This is a genomic window from Ensifer sp. Root278 (assembly GCF_001429285.1).
Taxonomy (GTDB): Bacteria; Pseudomonadota; Alphaproteobacteria; order Rhizobiales; family Rhizobiaceae; genus Ensifer.
This window is the reverse complement of the sequence record NZ_LMJJ01000043.1, coordinates 487,861-503,968: the sequence shown is the minus strand read 5'-3', so window position 1 is coordinate 503,968 and position 16,108 is coordinate 487,861. Positions and strand designations below refer to the sequence as shown.

At 63.3% G+C, this 16,108-nt stretch carries 14 protein-coding genes; 7 read left to right on the top strand and 7 right to left on the bottom strand.

All coding sequences use genetic code 11. From position 1 onward, the window contains the following. Positions 1 to 142: 142 nt before the first annotated feature. The gene (locus tag ASE60_RS31485) at positions 143 to 1,135 is read right to left on the bottom strand and encodes an autoinducer 2 ABC transporter substrate-binding protein (RefSeq protein WP_156414758.1); all 993 of its coding nucleotides are present in this window, start codon (positions 1,133 to 1,135) and stop codon (positions 143 to 145) included. Positions 1,136 to 1,379: 244 nt separating this feature from the next. Here ASE60_RS31485 and ASE60_RS31480 point away from each other — a divergent pair, with 244 nt between their 5' ends. From ASE60_RS31480 to ASE60_RS31470, 3 genes are all read left to right on the top strand, one after another. Beyond that, positions 1,380 to 2,438 carry a LacI family DNA-binding transcriptional regulator gene (locus ASE60_RS31480; protein ID WP_057255510.1) on the top strand — a complete coding sequence of 353 codons (1,059 nt, stop codon included), beginning with the start codon at positions 1,380 to 1,382 and terminating at the stop codon, positions 2,436 to 2,438. A gap of 89 nt (positions 2,439 to 2,527) precedes the next feature. Continuing rightward, the gene (locus ASE60_RS31475; protein WP_057255509.1) at positions 2,528 to 2,980 is read left to right on the top strand and encodes an Lrp/AsnC family transcriptional regulator; all 453 of its coding nucleotides are present in this window, start codon (positions 2,528 to 2,530) and stop codon (positions 2,978 to 2,980) included. A 100-nt stretch (positions 2,981 to 3,080) separates the two neighbouring features. Next, positions 3,081 to 3,704 (top strand): LysE family transporter, encoded by a 624-nt coding sequence (locus ASE60_RS31470; protein ID WP_057255508.1) that lies wholly within the window; start codon positions 3,081 to 3,083, stop codon positions 3,702 to 3,704. A 56-nt stretch (positions 3,705 to 3,760) separates the two neighbouring features. Here the strand turns inward: ASE60_RS31470 and ASE60_RS31465 are convergent, their stop codons facing one another. The 4 genes from ASE60_RS31465 to ASE60_RS31450 all read right to left on the bottom strand — a co-directional run bounded on the left by ASE60_RS31465 (position 3,761) and on the right by ASE60_RS31450 (position 7,324). Further along, on the bottom strand, positions 3,761 to 4,177 hold the full coding sequence (locus tag ASE60_RS31465; RefSeq protein WP_057255507.1) for a GFA family protein: 417 nt from the start codon (positions 4,175 to 4,177) through the stop codon (positions 3,761 to 3,763). A 93-nt stretch (positions 4,178 to 4,270) separates the two neighbouring features. Continuing rightward, on the bottom strand, positions 4,271 to 5,269 hold the full coding sequence (locus ASE60_RS31460; RefSeq protein WP_082616268.1) for a DUF535 family protein: 999 nt from the start codon (positions 5,267 to 5,269) through the stop codon (positions 4,271 to 4,273). Between the two features lie 190 nt (positions 5,270 to 5,459). Further along, a complete protein-coding gene (locus ASE60_RS31455; protein WP_057255506.1) occupies positions 5,460 to 6,632 on the bottom strand; it encodes an ATP-binding protein in 1,173 nt (390 codons plus the stop codon). Beyond that, entirely contained in the window at positions 6,629 to 7,324 is a 696-nt protein-coding gene (locus ASE60_RS31450; RefSeq protein WP_057255505.1) for a response regulator, read from the bottom strand. Before ASE60_RS31450 ends, ASE60_RS31455 begins: the two co-directional genes overlap by 4 nt. A 472-nt stretch (positions 7,325 to 7,796) precedes the next feature. Here ASE60_RS31450 and ASE60_RS31445 point away from each other — a divergent pair, with 472 nt between their 5' ends. Next, the gene (locus ASE60_RS31445; protein ID WP_057255504.1) at positions 7,797 to 8,438 is read left to right on the top strand and encodes a phosphatase PAP2 family protein; all 642 of its coding nucleotides are present in this window, start codon (positions 7,797 to 7,799) and stop codon (positions 8,436 to 8,438) included. 27 nt (positions 8,439 to 8,465) lie between these two features. On the opposite strand, the gene ASE60_RS31440 is transcribed toward ASE60_RS31445, so the two are convergent. Both ASE60_RS31440 and ASE60_RS31435 read right to left on the bottom strand, forming a co-directional pair. After that, a complete protein-coding gene (locus ASE60_RS31440; protein ID WP_057255503.1) occupies positions 8,466 to 10,559 on the bottom strand; it encodes an ATP-binding protein in 2,094 nt (697 codons plus the stop codon). Next, complete coding sequence (locus ASE60_RS31435) at positions 10,556 to 11,296, bottom strand: response regulator transcription factor (protein WP_057255502.1); 741 nt, start codon at positions 11,294 to 11,296, stop codon at positions 10,556 to 10,558. The genes ASE60_RS31440 and ASE60_RS31435 overlap by 4 nt, the downstream gene beginning before the upstream one ends. 217 nt (positions 11,297 to 11,513) lie before the next feature. Between ASE60_RS31435 and ASE60_RS31430 the strand changes: the two genes are divergently transcribed. The 3 genes from ASE60_RS31430 to ASE60_RS31420 all read left to right on the top strand — a co-directional run bounded on the left by ASE60_RS31430 (position 11,514) and on the right by ASE60_RS31420 (position 16,104). Then, on the top strand, positions 11,514 to 12,536 hold the full coding sequence (locus ASE60_RS31430; RefSeq protein WP_244495744.1) for an ABC transporter substrate-binding protein: 1,023 nt from the start codon (positions 11,514 to 11,516) through the stop codon (positions 12,534 to 12,536). 174 nt (positions 12,537 to 12,710) lie between these two features. Further along, positions 12,711 to 13,736: an ABC transporter substrate-binding protein gene (locus ASE60_RS31425; protein ID WP_057255500.1), complete on the top strand. Its 1,026-nt coding sequence runs from the start codon at positions 12,711 to 12,713 to the stop codon at positions 13,734 to 13,736. 130 nt (positions 13,737 to 13,866) lie between these two features. Then, positions 13,867 to 16,104 (top strand): iron ABC transporter permease, encoded by a 2,238-nt coding sequence (locus ASE60_RS31420; RefSeq protein ID WP_057255499.1) that lies wholly within the window; start codon positions 13,867 to 13,869, stop codon positions 16,102 to 16,104. Positions 16,105 to 16,108: the final 4 nt, after the last annotated feature.

Genomic DNA, 16,108 nt, shown 5'->3' with positions numbered 1-16,108 from the left:
CCGTAAATCACGTTAAGTTGGAGCGGGATGCGGGCGGAAAACCGCAAACACGTTTCCTCAGCCCGCTCCTGTACCGTTGAAGGGACTTGCCAGGCCGGCCGGAGCCGGCCCAGCAGCCGGGAGAACCCTTAAACTTTGGACCTCAGAGGCCCATGGCCGCGAGATCCGCGACCGTCTCCTTGTTGATCGGCACCAGTTGGTCGACGATGATATTGCGGTTCTCGAAGTCGGGCTTGACCTTGCCGAGACCTTCGATCTCGTCGCCGTCCTTGACCTCCTCGCCCTTCATCAACTTGTCGGCAAGGGTGACGAAAACTTCGCCCGCCTGCTTCGGATTCCACATGAAGCCGCCTGAAATCGCGTCGGACTTCACCAGCTTCTGGCCCTGGCCGGGTGAGAAGGGACCGAGCACGAAGATCTCGCCGACCTTGCGGCGTTCTTCGACGGCGCGGCCAGCGCCGATCGGACCCTGGCTGCCGAAGGCGAGGAAGCCTTTCAGGTTTGGATGGGCGGAGATCAGGTCGAGTGCGGTCGACCGGCTCTTATCGACGTCTTCAGCAACGCCGTAGCGGTCGCCGACCAGCATCATCTCCGGATAGTTCTTCTTGATGTAGGCGATCGCCGCATCGGCCCAGGCATTGTGCAACGGCACGGTCAGCGAGCCGACGAAGACGGCATATTCGCCCTTGCTGCCCATCTTCTCGGCAAGCAGCTTGCCATGCGCCTCACCGAAGCCGGTCGAGGATGCCAGTTCGAAGTCCCAGTCGGCACCCTTCTGGCTCGGCGATTCATGGGTGATGACGATGATGCCTTTTTCCTTGGCCTTAGTGAGCACCGGCTCGAGCACCTTGGCATCGTTCGGCACCACGCCGATCACCTTCACGCCTTGTGCAATGAGGTCTTCGATGGCGCGCACCTGCAGCGCCGGGTCGGCGCTGGTCGGGCCGACCATGAAGGCGTCGATGCCGAGCTTCTGGCCGCGCTCCTTGATGCCCGCTTCCATGGCGTTGAACCAGGGGATACCACCGATCTTGACTACGACGCCGACCTTGCCGGCATCTTGAGCAAAGGCAGCCGCAGAGCTGGCAAGCGCCATCGATGTCGCCAGGGCGGCGACGAGAATATTCCTGATCATGTCTCTCCTCCACTCGTTCCCAAGAAGGAACGCGCCCGGTCGCCATCTAAGCGCCGGCCTCCAGTTTCAAACCATCACTGGCGAAGTGCTTCCTCGCCTCCCTGACAGCCGCCTCCTCAGACGGCACCAACAAATTGCACAATCGATATTTCTTGTTTGCACAATCGATGGTGCAAGAACTATTGTGCAGACTTAATCTTTCGTCAAGGGGAAATCGGCACTAAAACGATCAAGGGAGAAAACGATGACCAGCAGCAGCAAAAAGAAAGCGACGATCTACGACCTGTCGGTGTTGTCGGGGAGTTCACCCTCAACCGTAAGTGCAGTCCTGAACGGCACCTGGCAGAAGCGCCGGATCAAGGAAAGCACGGCGGAACTGATCCGCAACCTCGCTGAAACGCATCAGTATACGGCCAACCGCCAGGCGCGTGGTTTGCGCAGCTCGCGCTCGGGCCTGATCGGCCTGCTCTTACCGATCCACGACAACCGCTATTTCTCGTCGATGGCGCAAACCTTCGAGGCGCATGTCAGAAGCAAGGGACAGTGCCCAATCGTCGTCAGCGCCAGCCGCGATCCGAAGGAGGAGCGCAAGACCGCGGAGACGCTGATCTCCTATTCGATCGATGAACTCTTCATCTGTGGCGCCACGGATCCCGATGGCGTGCACGAGGTCTGCGAGGCGGCCGGCCTCAAGCACATCAACATCGACCTGCCCGGCACCAAGGCTCCTTCGGTCATCAGCGACAACTACGAGGGCGGACGGATGCTGACGGAGGCGATCATCCGTCACTTCCAAGCAACGGGCCCGCTGGAACCGCATGAACTCTACCTCTTCGGCGGCCGCAACGACCATGCCAGCCGAGAGCGTATTCGCGGGTTCCGCGCCGTCAAAAACGAACTGCTCGGCGCCGATCCGGACGAATGCATCCAGCCGACCGGTTATGCGCCGAACAATGCCAGGCTTGCCTTCGAGGCCTTCTACGAAAAGCACGGCAAACTGCCGCGCGGCCTCTTCGTCAACTCGTCGATCAACTTCGAAGGCCTGCTGCGCTTCATGGCAGGACATCCGCACGAGAACTTCGCCGACCTCGTCGTGGGCTGCTACGATTACGATCCCTTCGCATCCTTCCTGCCCTTCCCCGTCATCATGATCCGCCAGGACGTCGAGGGCATGATCACCAAAGCCTTCGACGTCATCGAGGAGGCCCGGCCCCAGCCGCGGATCCACCTCATCCAGCCCGAACTGGTGCAGCCGCGAACGGCGCTGACCGGCCCGCTCGATGCACTAAAGGACATCGAATAGGCCGCCCGACCAGTGCTTTCTCAGCCAACAGCACTTCTAAACAACAAAATCATCTGTACAGGCCACTAAATTCCACGTATTAATTGGCAATGGATGCGATTGACAGAAAAATCATCGAAATTCTCGCTGAAGATGCGAGGCGGTCGCTGACTGACATCGGCGCTGCGGTGGAGCTTTCGCCCTCCGCCGTCAACGAGCGCATTCGTCGGCTCGTCGCCAATGGCGTGATCCGAAACTTCACGCTGGAAGTCGACCATCGCGCGCTTGGCCTCGACGTGCTTGCCTTCGTCTGGGTCGGCCTGGCGCCCGATGCGGACGAGGCGGCGTTCCGCGCCTTCATGGCCGGTCATCCGGCCGTGGCCGAATGCCATCACGTCACTGGCGCCTGGTCCTATTGCGTCAAGGTCCGGATGCCGTCGCTCGGCGATCTTGAGCCGTTCCTTGCCGAACTGAAGCGCCAGCGGTTCCTGGCGCGAAGCGAAACGGTGATCGCGCTGTCGACCGTGCGGGAAAGCCTGGCAACGACTGCATCGCGCGCCTGAACGGACGCGTAAAGACTGCTGAAACATTTTTGAACTGCCGCACATGTTCCATCCTTGATCTGGATGGATTGAGCCATGCCGCGGCCGGAGCCCTATGCCCATGTCTACATTGTTGTTTGGAAAAAGCCTCCTGGTCGGTCTCGCGGTCGCGGCCCCACTCGGCCCCATCGGAGCGCTCTGCATCAACCGTACGCTGGAGCGCGGCTTCTGGGCGGGCGTCGCCGGTGGGCTGGGAACAGCCGCCGCCGATGCCACCTATGCAGCGCTTGCCGCGATCGGTTTCGCCGCCTTTGCGGCGGTGCTTTCCATGATCGCAACACCGCTCGGCCTCGCCGGCGGACTGTTCATGATCTGGCTCGGCTGGAGCGGATTGCGGCCGAAACCGGTGACGGCCGCGGCCGACGTCGGCGGACGCGATCTGGTCCGCACGACCATCGCCACCTTTTTCCTGACGATGACCAGCCCGGCGACAATCCTCTCCTTCGCTGCGATCTTTGCCGGCCTCGGCCTTGCCGAAGCAGGCGATGCGTTGAGCGCCGCCATCGTCGTCGTGGGCGTCTTCCTAGGCTCGCTCGGCTGGTGGTTCTTCTTGAGCGGCGGGGTGGCGATTGCCCGAACACGGCTGCCGGACAGCTTCGTCGCCTGGGTGTCGCGCCTCTCCGGCCTGGTCCTAATTTCCTTTGGGATCATCGCCATCGCCGCCGCCGCCGAGGGGTTGGTCTAGAACAATTGGCGCAGCCTACCCGGCGCGCCAACGACTTGCAGCCTGGCCGTTTCTCATCAAGTCGCGGGCTTCACGGCCTCCACGTGCCACCACTTGGGCCGTGCGGAACGGTAGCTGTGAACGGCCGGGATCAAGTCGGCGGAATTCATCTTGTCGAAGATGCCGAGTAGTAAGGCAACGACCGGTGCATCGTCGATCGCCCCAATGCTGCTGCCACAGGCCGGGCAGAAGGCGCGGCTGGAATAGTCGGACGAGCGGTAGACCGAAGGGGTACCGCCCGGACCGGTCCACGCAATCACGTCCTTGTCGAATTCGACCCACGCCAACGTCAGCGCGCCCGAATGGCGCTGGCACGTCATGCATGAACACGTGTGCGGCTTGCGGGGCGCTCCTTTGGCCTCGAAACGGATCGCTCCGCAGAGGCAGCCTCCGGTGAAAAGCGGTTTTTTCTTCCCAGAGGCAACGGTCGACATAGGCCAATCTCCAGCCGTGATTCGACTTGCGCCACCGTACGTTGTGTCAACCGCTAAAGAAAAGCCGAGGGTCGCGGGCGAAATGCGCCCGGTTCAATAGAACCAGGCGCCGATGTCGCGAAACGCCCGCTTGCTCTGGTCGCGTCGGTTGCCCTCGGGCGCAGCCTTGCCGTCGGCAACGGGAAGACGGAAACCGAAGGGCTCGGACGGCACCCCACCACGATCGCACCAATAGGCATCGAGATCAGCCATCATCATCTTCCGTCGCTTGCGGCGACGGCGATTGATCACATGCCTTTCGTTCGAAACCGCATGGATTGAGGCCGTGTGGCCTTCCGCCACCAGCCCCTGGAGGACGAGCAGTGCCGCATCCTTGGGGCGCAGACCGCCAAGATCGCGTGTTGCCGTTATCAGCGCTCGTTTCGCGTCTTCGCCCTTCGGCCCCTGCATGCCGCCCATCGCAAGGCTGTATGTATCGTCGTTACAGCGGACGAAGACGAAACCGACCGTGCAAAGCGTGTATTCGTCACTCTGACGACGAAGCCGGATTGCGAAGGCGCCTTCGTGGCGGGCACCGCAATGATCCGCCAATTGCAGCTGAATGCGATAGTTTTCGCTGCGACCGGAGACCGTTCCCATCTCCAGCGTGCCACCGCGCCAGAGCGCCATCAGCGAGCGGCGCGAGAGGACTTCGCTTGCAACGTCGAAATGATTGAGCATCAATTCGAGCCGCTCTGGCGAGGATGCACCGTGCAGGAAGAAGGTCGGGATCGACTTGCGCACGAGATCGTCGTGCGGCAGCCCCAGACGATAGCGTTCGCCGAACTCGCCGAGAAAGGCGATCCAGCGCGCCGTAAGCAAGGGGTGGCGCACAAATCGCATCGAAAAGACGACGGCGCGTTTCAGGCTCACCCGGAGGCCGAGCTTCAGGACGTGACCCAGGATCGATACCTTGGCTTGCGACCGATCTCTGACGACCGGCCCAGAAACCGAGCGTCCGGAAGACGATAGCGGCTCACCGCCAAACGTTGTACTATCCTGAGAGGACAACCGTAGATCGACGCTGTATTCCTGCCTGATTTCCAGGGACATGGTGCAATCCTTGAGAGCAAACTCTGCCGGCCGGATTATTCGGCCAGCCTCGGTTTGCCCGTGGACTGTCAAGGATTTGCGGAGAAGTGGTCGGCAATTGAGCGCGGTACCTGCGGGCCGGGCGCGACGTCCGGAGGAGCTGACGCCCTCCGCGCTCGGCGCCAGGAAGCGGCACTGCCGGCGCCGGGCCTTAGGCTGGGATGGCGCGCGGCAGGACGATCGTGATCACGGCGCCACCGCCGGCGCGGGACGCGAATTCCAGCCGCCCGCCATGCGCCTTGGCGATCGCCTGCACCACGGAGAGACCGAGACCGGTGCCTCCCGTTGCCCGCGACCGCGAGGCATCGCCGCGCCAGAAAAGATCGATCGAATGGGTCGAGACATCGTCCGGCAGTCCTGGACCGCGATCCAGCAACCGGATGAAGGCCTCGTCAGCGCCGCGTCGGCCCGTCTCGCACCGCAATACCCCGCCACTGGCTGCGTAACGCGTGGCGTTCTCGATCAGCGCCAGCAGAGCCTGGCGCAGGCGTTGCGAATCTCCCGAGACCCGGACCGGTTCCAGCGCCGTCTCGACCGACATTCCGGCGGAGCCCAGCAAGGTGCAGGACGCGCCGAGAACCTGGGAGGCCTCGGCAGCGAGATCGACCGATTGACACTGGGTGACCAGCTTCTGGCCGGCGGCGAGCGAAAGGGTGCGCAAGTCCTCGACCAGGGCGGAAAGCCCCTCCACCTGGAGCAAGAGTTGCTGGATCCTCTCCTGTTCGAGAGGAAAGACGCCGTCGGCCATGCCCTGAAGGTTGCCCTGAAGGATCGTCAGCGGCGTGCGCAACTCGTGGGCGACCGCCATCGTGTTGAAACGCAGTCGGCTTTCCATGTTTTCGAGCTCGGCCGCCAGTTCGTCGAAGGTCTTCACGAGCGTTGCCACCTCCTTGGCACCCTTGCGGATCGATCCGACGCGCACGGCGAAATCGCCCGCCCTGAGATTCTGCGTCGCCTGGGCGAGCACCTCGAGCGGCCGGCTGATCTTGCGCGCCAGCCAGTAGCCGACGAGACCGCAAAAGGTCACCGCGGTCGCCCCGAAGCCGAGGATGATTTTGTCCACCTCCCAGTTTGCCCACTCCTCGAGTTCGGGCATGGTCGAAAGCAGTTTCTGCAGCGATTCCTGGCTCGGCAGCTTGCCGGAATTGAAATCGGTATAGGCCTGAGCCGCTTCCGGCGGCATCCGCTCCAAGAGCCGCGCCTCCAGCCGCGGCTCCATGTAGTCGACGCCGGCATAGATGATGAACACGCTGATGATGAGCAGGACGATCGTCACCAGGGCCGTGAGAATGCCGAGGGGCAAGCGCGAGAGGCTGATCTTCATCTTGGCTCCACGAAGCGATAGCCGACACCGCGAACGGCACTGAAAAGACCGCTGGCGCCCAGGTCCTCGAGCTTGCGCCTGAGATTGGCGATATGGGTATCGACCGTTCGGGCCAGCGCATCGCTGTCCGGCAGGCAGGCGTCGAGGATATCGGCGCGCTCGAAGGCATGCGTCGGGCGGCGGATCATGTGGGCGAGGATGCGGAATTCGCTGAGCGTCAGCGGCAGCGAGTGGCGGCGGCCGCTCTTCTCGACGAAGGCGACATGGGCATCGAGATCGACTTCCACGTTCTCGAAGCGGAGCACCGTCGCGCCGGCGCCGTTGCGGGTGCGCCGGAGCACCGCGTTGACGCGCGCCACCACCTCCTGGGGGTTGAACGGCTTGACCACATAGTCGTCGGCGCCGAGCCGCAGGCCGGTCAGCCGGTCGAGATCCTCGGCCAGCGCCGTGACCATGATGACCGGTGTATTGCCCTCACGTCGAAGCCGGGCGAGGACTTCGAAGCCGTCGAGCTTCGGCATGCGCACGTCGAGCAATACCAGGTCGGGCGACAGCACCGCATGATGCGTCAGCGCCGTCTCGCCATCGGCGGCACGTACCGTCCGGAAACCATCGCGCACCAGATAGGCGTCGAGTATCTGCGCGATCTCCGGCTCGTCCTCCGCCAAAAGGATGAGACCCTTGTCGACCATAAAGCAACTCCCTGGCCCGATGTTGTGATCAGCAGCTTATGGGCTGAATAGATTCGAGTTGCAATTCGCCCGCACAGCACTGCCGCCCTTTACCTGGCCTTCCGGATAGAGCCCCCGACAAATCTCCGCTGTTTCTTGACAATCGGCACCGAGGCGTCCGGCACACTGATAGGTGGCGCCGCCCGCCATCAACCAAAAGGTGTAGTCAAAAACCGCCCGGCTCTGCGCGTCAAGCTCTCCCTGATCCTCCACTTAGCCTTGACAAAGCAGAGCAAATGTCCGGCCCGCACACACCGACAATCTGCGAGCGACCGGCATGCCCAGCCTCTTTCCCTCCACAGTAGTATCTTCAAACAGCATCCGATGGTTGCGTGCGAGCCCACGTCAATGGACTGGGCAAGCCCGTGCCCGCGTTAACGATCAGCCCATCGCCGTTGCTGGCGCGCTGACCATTTGCGCGGCTTTTGTCTTTATGGCCTTTCCCGGTATCGATCTCGTCGTTTCGCGCTGGGCGGCGTCCGCGGCAGGTGATTTCCCGCTTTCCCGAGAGCCCGCGCTCAGGGCACTTCGCGACTTCAATCGCGTCCTGCCCTTCTGCATTCTGCCCTGCGTCCTGGCGCTGTTAATCATGCAGGCGATTGCACCGCGCCGCCGATTACTGCGGCCGCACAAGGCACTGTTCTTTCTCACCTACTACGCCATGGGCCCCGGGCTGCTCATCCAGGCCCTGAAGCGGCTGATCGGCCGCGCCCGCCCCTACGACATCACGGATTTCGGTGGCACCCTGCCGTTCACGCCCGCCTGGCAAGTCTCAAGCGCCTGTTCGCGCAGCTGTTCCTTCGCGTCCGGCGAATCCGCAACGGCGATTGCCCTCATAGCACTCGCGCTGCTTCTGCCCCTTCAGTGGCGACGCCTGGCGATCATCGCGCTCATCCCGCTGATCCTCGCCTTCTCGCTCAACCGGATCGTGTTTGGTGCTCACTTCCTCTCCGACGTCGTGCTCGCCTGGCTGTTGATGCTGTGGCTGATGACGTGGCTCTGGGCGGTCTTCGCCGACAATGGCGAACGCATCGATGCCGCCTTCCAACGGCTCGGGCGGCGGCGAAATCCGTAGACCCGCAGCCGACGCTCTACATCCGTTTCAGCTCGGAAAGACCAGCTCGACGGTCGTTCCCCTCCCCGGTTGGGAGAGGATACGGGCGTCGCCCCCGCTTTGCCGGACGAAGCCATAGACGACGGCGAGCCCGAGACCGGCACCGCCCTCCTCGTCGCGCGTGGTGAAATACGGCTCGAACGCCTTGTCCACGGCCTCCGGAGACATGCCGATCCCCTCATCGGCGACGGCGACGACGACATCGGCGTCAATGCTGGCAGCACGGATCAGGATCGTCCCGCCCTGAGGCATCGCGGCGGCGGCATTGAGGCAGAGATTGAGGATCGCCTGCTCGAAGAGGGCGGCATCGAGATGCACATTGGGCAGGCCGTCGGCGATTTCGAAGGCGAGACGGCATCTTTCCCCGACGGCGATTTCCAGCACATCCGCCATGCCACGCAACACCGCGCCGACCTCGAGTGCGCCCGGCTGGATCGGGTGCTGGCTGCCAACGGACAACATGCTGCTGGCAAGCGAACGCCCGCGATCGGCCGCCTTGCGAATGCGGGCGATGTGACGCTTCTGCCGATCGTTGAAACCGGTATCCCGTTCCAGCAGCCCCAGGCTGCCGGTGATGATGCCGATCATGTTGCCGACCTCGTGGCTCACCTGGTGCGTCATGCGCATGATGCCATCCAGCCGCTGGGCCTTTGCCGCTTCAGCCTCCTGCCGATCCATGTCGGTCACGTCCCGCGCCAGCAACACGATGCCGCGATCGGGTTGCCGCGACAGCGAAACCTCTGTCACGCGGCCCGCGTCGGAGCGATGCCGCAGCACAAGTCGGTCGCCGAGCGTGCCGGTTTCCCGATCGGCGGGCAGCATTGCCGGGTCGATCTCGGGCATCGGGCTCACGAAATTGCGAAGCGGCAGCTTCCGTGCCGAGCCCGGCCAGCCGACGAGCTCCATGACGCGACGGTTCATCGTGATTGGTTTGCCGCTGGGATCGAAGAGCGCGATGCCTTCGTTCATGTTGCGAAAGGTAGAGCGGATGGTGCGTGCGGCGGCCTCGGCCGTACGTCGGAGCCGCGAGACACGCTCGACGCTTTCGCGAAAGGCACTGAAGGCTTCGAGCAGCCGGACGAGCTCGGTCTCCGTCCCCTTGTAGGTCGGCGTATCGACGTCCCGGCGCCCCTCCGCAAGAGCGTTCATGCCGTTGGACAGCGACACGATGCCTCGCGACACGCGCATGACCGAGCGAATGGAGAAGATCGCCATGACAAGCACGAGCAGCGCAGCGACGGCGACGATGACGAGCAGGCGGCTCAGAGCATTCGAGGTCGAAACGAGATCGTCGTTGAGGCCGCGGGCGACGGCCTCGCTCTGTGTTTCTGTCGCATGCGAGAGGTCGCGCGAAACGGTGTGCAATCGCGAGACGGCCGCGCGAATGGCGAACATCTCCAGGAGATATTGGGTCTGCGCTTCGAAGACCCGTTCATAGGGCGCGAGTTCGGTAGCGGAAACCCGGATATCCGGCGCCGCATGCTCAAGGCGCGGCACCGTTTCGGCAATATAGCGGCGGCGCAATTCGCCGAGCTGGAACAGGCTGTCGGAGTTGGATGCCGATTGCACAATCCCATTGAGGCGGCGGCGGAAATCGGCATCGGCCATGCCGCTGCCGGTCGCGATCTCGCCAAGCGCGGCTGCCGCTTCGGCCTTGTGCTGCTGCGCCGATTCCGCGTCGCCGGCGAGCGTCATCGTCTGCGTGCGGATGGTCTCCAGAAGCTCGACGATATGCCCGCTGGCAAAACCTTTGACCGCCGCATCGCCGTTCTGCGGCGCCATGGCGCGCAACAGCGCATCGACCTGCGCGACCACCGAGCGGCTTTCGCTCGAAACCCGGTAGGGCGAAGTGGCGTTCATCAGAAACGGCGCGCTCGACACAAGATCGGAAACCTGGCGCGACACGAGCGAGGCCTTGGCAAGGCTGGTGAACGCCTGCAGCCCGTAGGCCGCCATCTCGTCGCGCGCCCGTTGCAGACCAAAAACTGCGACCGTCGCAAGGCCGAAGACGAGCACGCAGATGAAGGCGATAGCGAACGGGAGCCGGAAGGCAATCGACGAAAGAAAAGGGCGAACGATCACGGCTTCGACTCGCCGTCGTCGGTATCGAGCACGTATCCCTTGCCGCGTCTCGTCTTGATGTGGCGCGGCAGGTCCGGATTGCGCTCGATCTTGCGCCGGAGCCGGAGCACGAGCACATCGACGTTGCGGTCGATGTAGCGGTCGCTTTCGGCGCCGAGGCGGTCGAGTATCTGCGCGCGGCCGACGGGCGTGTTCGGTGTTTCCGCGAGGATTTCCAGAAGAGCGAACTCGGCGCTCGTCAGCGACCTCGAAGGATCGTTCAGGCAAATCGCCCGGCGGCTCCTGAGATCGATCGACCAGTCGCCGAGCTTCATCGATGCCGGCTCGGTCTCACGCTCGCTTTCCCGCTCCGGCTTGAGCGAGGGATAGGTGCGGCGTAGGACGGCCTTGATGCGCGCCGTCAACTCGATCGGCTCGAACGGCTTGACGACATAATCGTCCGCCGCCGTCTCCAATCCCAGCACCCGGTCCGCAGCACTGCCTGCCGCCGTCACCATGACGATGCCGATATTGGTGCGTGCCCGCAGCCTCTGCGCAAAGGTGCGGCCCGAAGTGCCCGGCAAGTTGTGGTCGACAAGCACGAGATGCACCGCCTCGCGCGCCAGGACATTGGCCGCCGCCTCCGCCGACGGCGCGGTCAGGGGTAGCCAACCTTCTGCCTCCACCAGATCGGAAATAAGCTCCGCCATGTCCGGATCGTCCTCGACGATCAGAATCCGTATCCTCTCACTCAGCATGCACGTCCTCCCGCCCCCATCATAGGCGGGGCCGTCCCAATGTTCAAAGCAGCTCACATTATGTGATTTGTCATATTTGTAATCTTTGTAATTTTGAAACCGCGGAGAGCGCCCAAGGCTGTAAGAACGGTAACCATTCTCCGATTGCGGCAGGCGGGGAATATCGACATCCTGACTGCGGAGATTGGAACGGCAGCGTTCCAAATGGGAGGACATCGTGAGAGGCATCACCGCTATCGGCGGGTGCGTGGCCCTGTGGCTGTGCACCGCCACAACAGGCATGACGGCGCCGGCACTCACCGTGCTGTGCGGTGTCGACGAAGCGTGGTGCGCGACGATGAAGACGGCGTTCGAGACGAAGTCCGGCCTCGAAATCTCGATGACCCGCAAGAGCACCGGCGACATCCTCAACCAGCTGCGGGCCGAGAAAGACGCGCCGACCGTCGATGTCTGGTGGGGCGGCACGGGCGACACCCATCTGCAGGCCGGATCCGAGAACCTGCTCGAACCCTACAAGCCGGCGCATGAACGCGACATGCTGCCCTGGGCGCAGAACTTCTTCGCCATTTCCGGCGGCCGTTCGGCGGGTATCTATGCCGGGGCGCTTGGCTTTGCCTACAATGCCGATCTTCTGCATGCGCTGAAGCTGCCAGCACCGACCTGCTGGAAGGATCTTGCGGACAACGCCTATCGCGGCCGCATCCGCAGCGGCAACCCGAATTCCTCCGGCACCGCCTTCACGACGCTTGCGACCCTGGTTCAGCTCTTCGGCGAAGACGAAGCCTTCCGCTTCCTGGCAGCGCTCAATCGCAACATCGACCAGTACACGACCGCCGGCTCCGCCCCCGTGAAGGCGGCCGCGCGCGGGGAAACGCTGATCGGCATTTCCTTCATGCATGACGCCGTCACGCAGAAGCAGGCGGGCTCGCCGCTCGTTATCGTCGCGCCCTGCGAGGGCACCGGCTACGAGATCGGCGCCGTCAGCATCGTCAAGGGTGCTCGGCATCTGGGGGTGGCGAAAAGCTTCGTCGATTTCGCCTTGAGCCCGGAGGGTCAGGGCACGGGGGCGGCCTCCGGACAGAACCAGGTGCCGTCCAACGCCCGCTCGAACCTGCCGCTCGCCGCACCCGATATCTCGATGATCAAAATGGTGGACTACGACTTCGCCACCTTCGGCTCGCCGGAAGAACGAAGTCGATTGCTCGAAAGGTTCGACGCGGAGATCACAGCGACGAACTGACCGGGCCGCATAAACTGGGTCAGGATGGGCGCGGATAACCGCAAGCACTTTTCCTTACCCGCTCTCGAAAACCACAAATCCGAAACCGTGAACGTGCTGCCCGGCGGGCAGGCCGATGGCCGCGCCGTGTCTCGTTCGCGCCCACATATACCAAGGCAACAGGAGGATGCCCCAATGAAAACAACGACCGTTTCCCTCATGCTCTTTACCGGCACGGCGCTCGCCGCGCTACCGGCTCAGGCTTCAGGCAGCCTCAACCTCATCTGCTCGGCAGACGTGGTGATCTGCGAGCAGATGACCGGCGACTTCCAGAAAGAGACCGGCATCAAGGTCAACATGGTTCGCCTGTCCTCGGGCGAGACCTATGCCAAGATCCGCGCCGAGGCGCGCAACCCGAAGACCGATATCTGGTGGGCCGGCACCGGCGACCCGCATCTGCAGGCCGCCTCCGATGGCCTGACGCTCGAATACAAGTCACCGATGCTCGATCAGCTTCAGGATTGGGCGAAGAAGCAGGCCGAGGGCTCGGGTTACCGCACGGTCGGCGTCTATGCCGGCGCACTCGGCTGGGGCTACAACACCGAGATCTTCTCGAAGAAGGGCCTGAAGGAACCGAAGTGCTGGGCCGATCTACTCGACGCCTCGCTGAAGGGCGAAATCCAGATGGCGAACCCGAACTCTTCCGGCACCGCCTATACCGCGCTTGCCTCGCTGGTGCAGATCATGGGTGAGGACCAGGCCTTCGACTATCTGAAGAAGCTCAACAGCAATATCGCGCAATACACCAAGTCAGGCTCGGCACCGGTGAAGGCGGCCGCGCGCGGTGAGGCCGGCCTCGGCATCGTCTTCATGCACGACGCGGTGGCCCAGACCGCCGAAGGTTTCCCGGTCAAGTCTATCGCGCCTTGCGAAGGCACCGGCTACGAGATCGGCTCGATGTCGATCATTCGCGGTGCCAAGAACCTGGACAATGCCAAGGCCTGGTATGACTGGGCGCTGAAGCCCGAAGTGCAGTCGCGCATGAAGGACGCCAAGTCCTTCCAGCTGCCGTCCAACAAATCGGCCGAAGTGCCGAAGGAAGCACCGAAGTTCGAGGACATCAAGCTGATCGACTACGACTTCGCCACCTTCGGCGACGCCGAGAAGCGCAAGGCGCTGCTCGAGCGCTGGGATCGCGAAGTGGGCGCAAGCGCCAACTGATCGCAGGATCGGCCGGCCGGAAAAGCGATCCGGCCGGCACCGCCTGGCATAGACGCCCGTTTGTCGGCTCCGATCTCTGAATCGGGCCCAACGGCGCACCATTTTCATCTCAAATCACGCGAGGACCGTCATGGAATATCGCAACCGCAGGCTCGACCTCACCCTCGGGCTCGGACTGGCCGCATTCTTGGCTGTCCCCTGGTATCGCATCGAAGGTGGCTTCTTCGGGCTCGGCTGGCTCGCCGATTTCCCGGGGGACCCGGCCGTAGCCCCCGGCCTCATGCAGATCTTCGCCCATGGCCGGTCGTGGCTGGTCGTGGCACTGCTATTGCTCGGCATCTGCGCGGCAGCGCGTTTCGTCAGCGATCCCGCGCGCCGCGGGCTTCTGCTTGCCGTCGCCGGCGCAACGGGTGTCCTTTATCTCGCCCTCCAGGGACTGGCGATCGGCTTCACCGGCTGGACCTGGACAATCAGCGAAACCCTGTTCGGGCCGCTTGCCGACGGCCAGCCATCGATGGGCGCCGGCGCCGTGCTGTCTGCCCTCGCCTTCATTCTCCTGTTCGCCTTCGGGCTCGCCGAGCGTGGCGTGCTCAAAGGGGACGCCTTCATCGTTGCGGCGATTTCGCTGCTCGTTTCCCTGGTCATCGTCTTCGTCTTCTATCCGGTCGGCAGCATGTTCGCAGCTTCCGTCCAGGATTTCGACGGCTCGTTCAAGCCTGACGGTTTCATTCGCAACATCCAGGACGGCTCGATCTGGAGCCTGGGCTGCGTCATCGGCGAAGGCCGCTGCGGCGTCGCCTGGCGCACCCTGTGGCTGGCGCTGATGACCGCATCAGGCTCGACGCTCCTTGGCCTTGCCTTCGCGCTTGTGGCCACCCGCACGCGCTTTCCCTTCAAGAAGGGCATGCGGCTCCTGACTATCCTGCCGATCATTACCCCGCCCTTCGTCATCGGCCTGGCGCTGACGCTGCTCTTCGGCCGCGCCGGCGTCGTCACCGAGTTTCTGTCCGATGCCTTCGGCATCGAGCCCGGCCGCTGGCTCTACGGCCTTACCGGCATCTGGATCGCCCAGGTCCTCTCCTTCACGCCGATCTCCTTCCTCGTGCTGATCGGCGTCGTCGAAGGCGTCAGCCCATCGATGGAAGAGGCGTCGCAGACGCTCCGCGCCGATCGCTGGCGCACCTTCTGGAACGTCTCGCTGCCGCTGATGAAGCCCGGCCTCGCCAACGCCTTCCTCATCGGCTTCATCGAAAGCATGGCCGATTTTGGCAACCCGCTCGTGCTCGGCGGTAGCCACGGCGTGCTCTCGACCGAAATCTTCTTCGCCGTCGTCGGCGCCCAGAACGATCCGTCCCGCGCAGCGGTTCTCGCAATCATTCTGCTCTGCTTCACGCTTTCCGCCTTCCTGGCTCAGCGCTACTGGCTCGCCGGCAAGAACTATTCGACCGTCACCGGCAAGGGCGACTCCGGCGCCCACAGCGCGCTTCCACGCTCGCTGTCGATCGGCGTCCACGCCATCGTCATCCCCTGGATGATCTTCACCGTCGTCGTCTACGGCATGATCCTCTTCGGCGGTTTCGTGAAGACCTGGGGCCTCGACAACTCGTTGACCCTCGACCACTACGCCAAGGCTTTCTCGATTTCCGTCGTAGACGGCGCGATTGCCTGGACCGGTGTTGCCTGGAATTCCTTCTGGACGACCATGGAGATTTCGCTGCTCGCCGCACCGCTGACGGCACTCGTCGGGCTGCTGACGGCCTACCTCATCGTGCGCCAGCGCTTTGCCGGCCGTGATGTCTTCGAGTTCGCGCTGATGCTGAGCTTTGCCATTCCCGGCACCGTCATCGGCATCAGCTACATCATCGCCTTCAACCTGCCGCCGCTCGAAATGACCGGCACGGCACTGATCCTCGTCGCCTGCTTCGTCTTCCGCAACATGCCGGTTGGCGTGCGCGGCGGCATAGCGGCGATGAGCCAGCTCGACAAGAGCCTCGACGAGGCGTCGCTGACGCTTCGGGCAACCAGCTTCCGCACGCTGCGCAAGGTCATCCTGCCGCTCTTGCGGCCGGCGATCGTCGCAGCGCTCGTCTATTCCTTCGTCCGGGCGATCACCTCGATCAGCGCGGTCGTCTTCCTCGTCAGCGCCGAATACAACATGGCCACTGCCTATATCGTCGGCCTTGTCGAAAACGGCGAGTTCGGTGTTGCGATCGCCTATTCCTCGGCCCTCATCCTGGTGATGATCACCGTCATCACCAGCCTGCAACTCCTCGTCGGCGAACGCAAACTGAGGCGCGAAAACCGCGTCCTCGGTGCCGCCCCCGCCCGTCCAGCCGCCACCACCATCTCCCAGGAGAAAACCGCATGAGCAC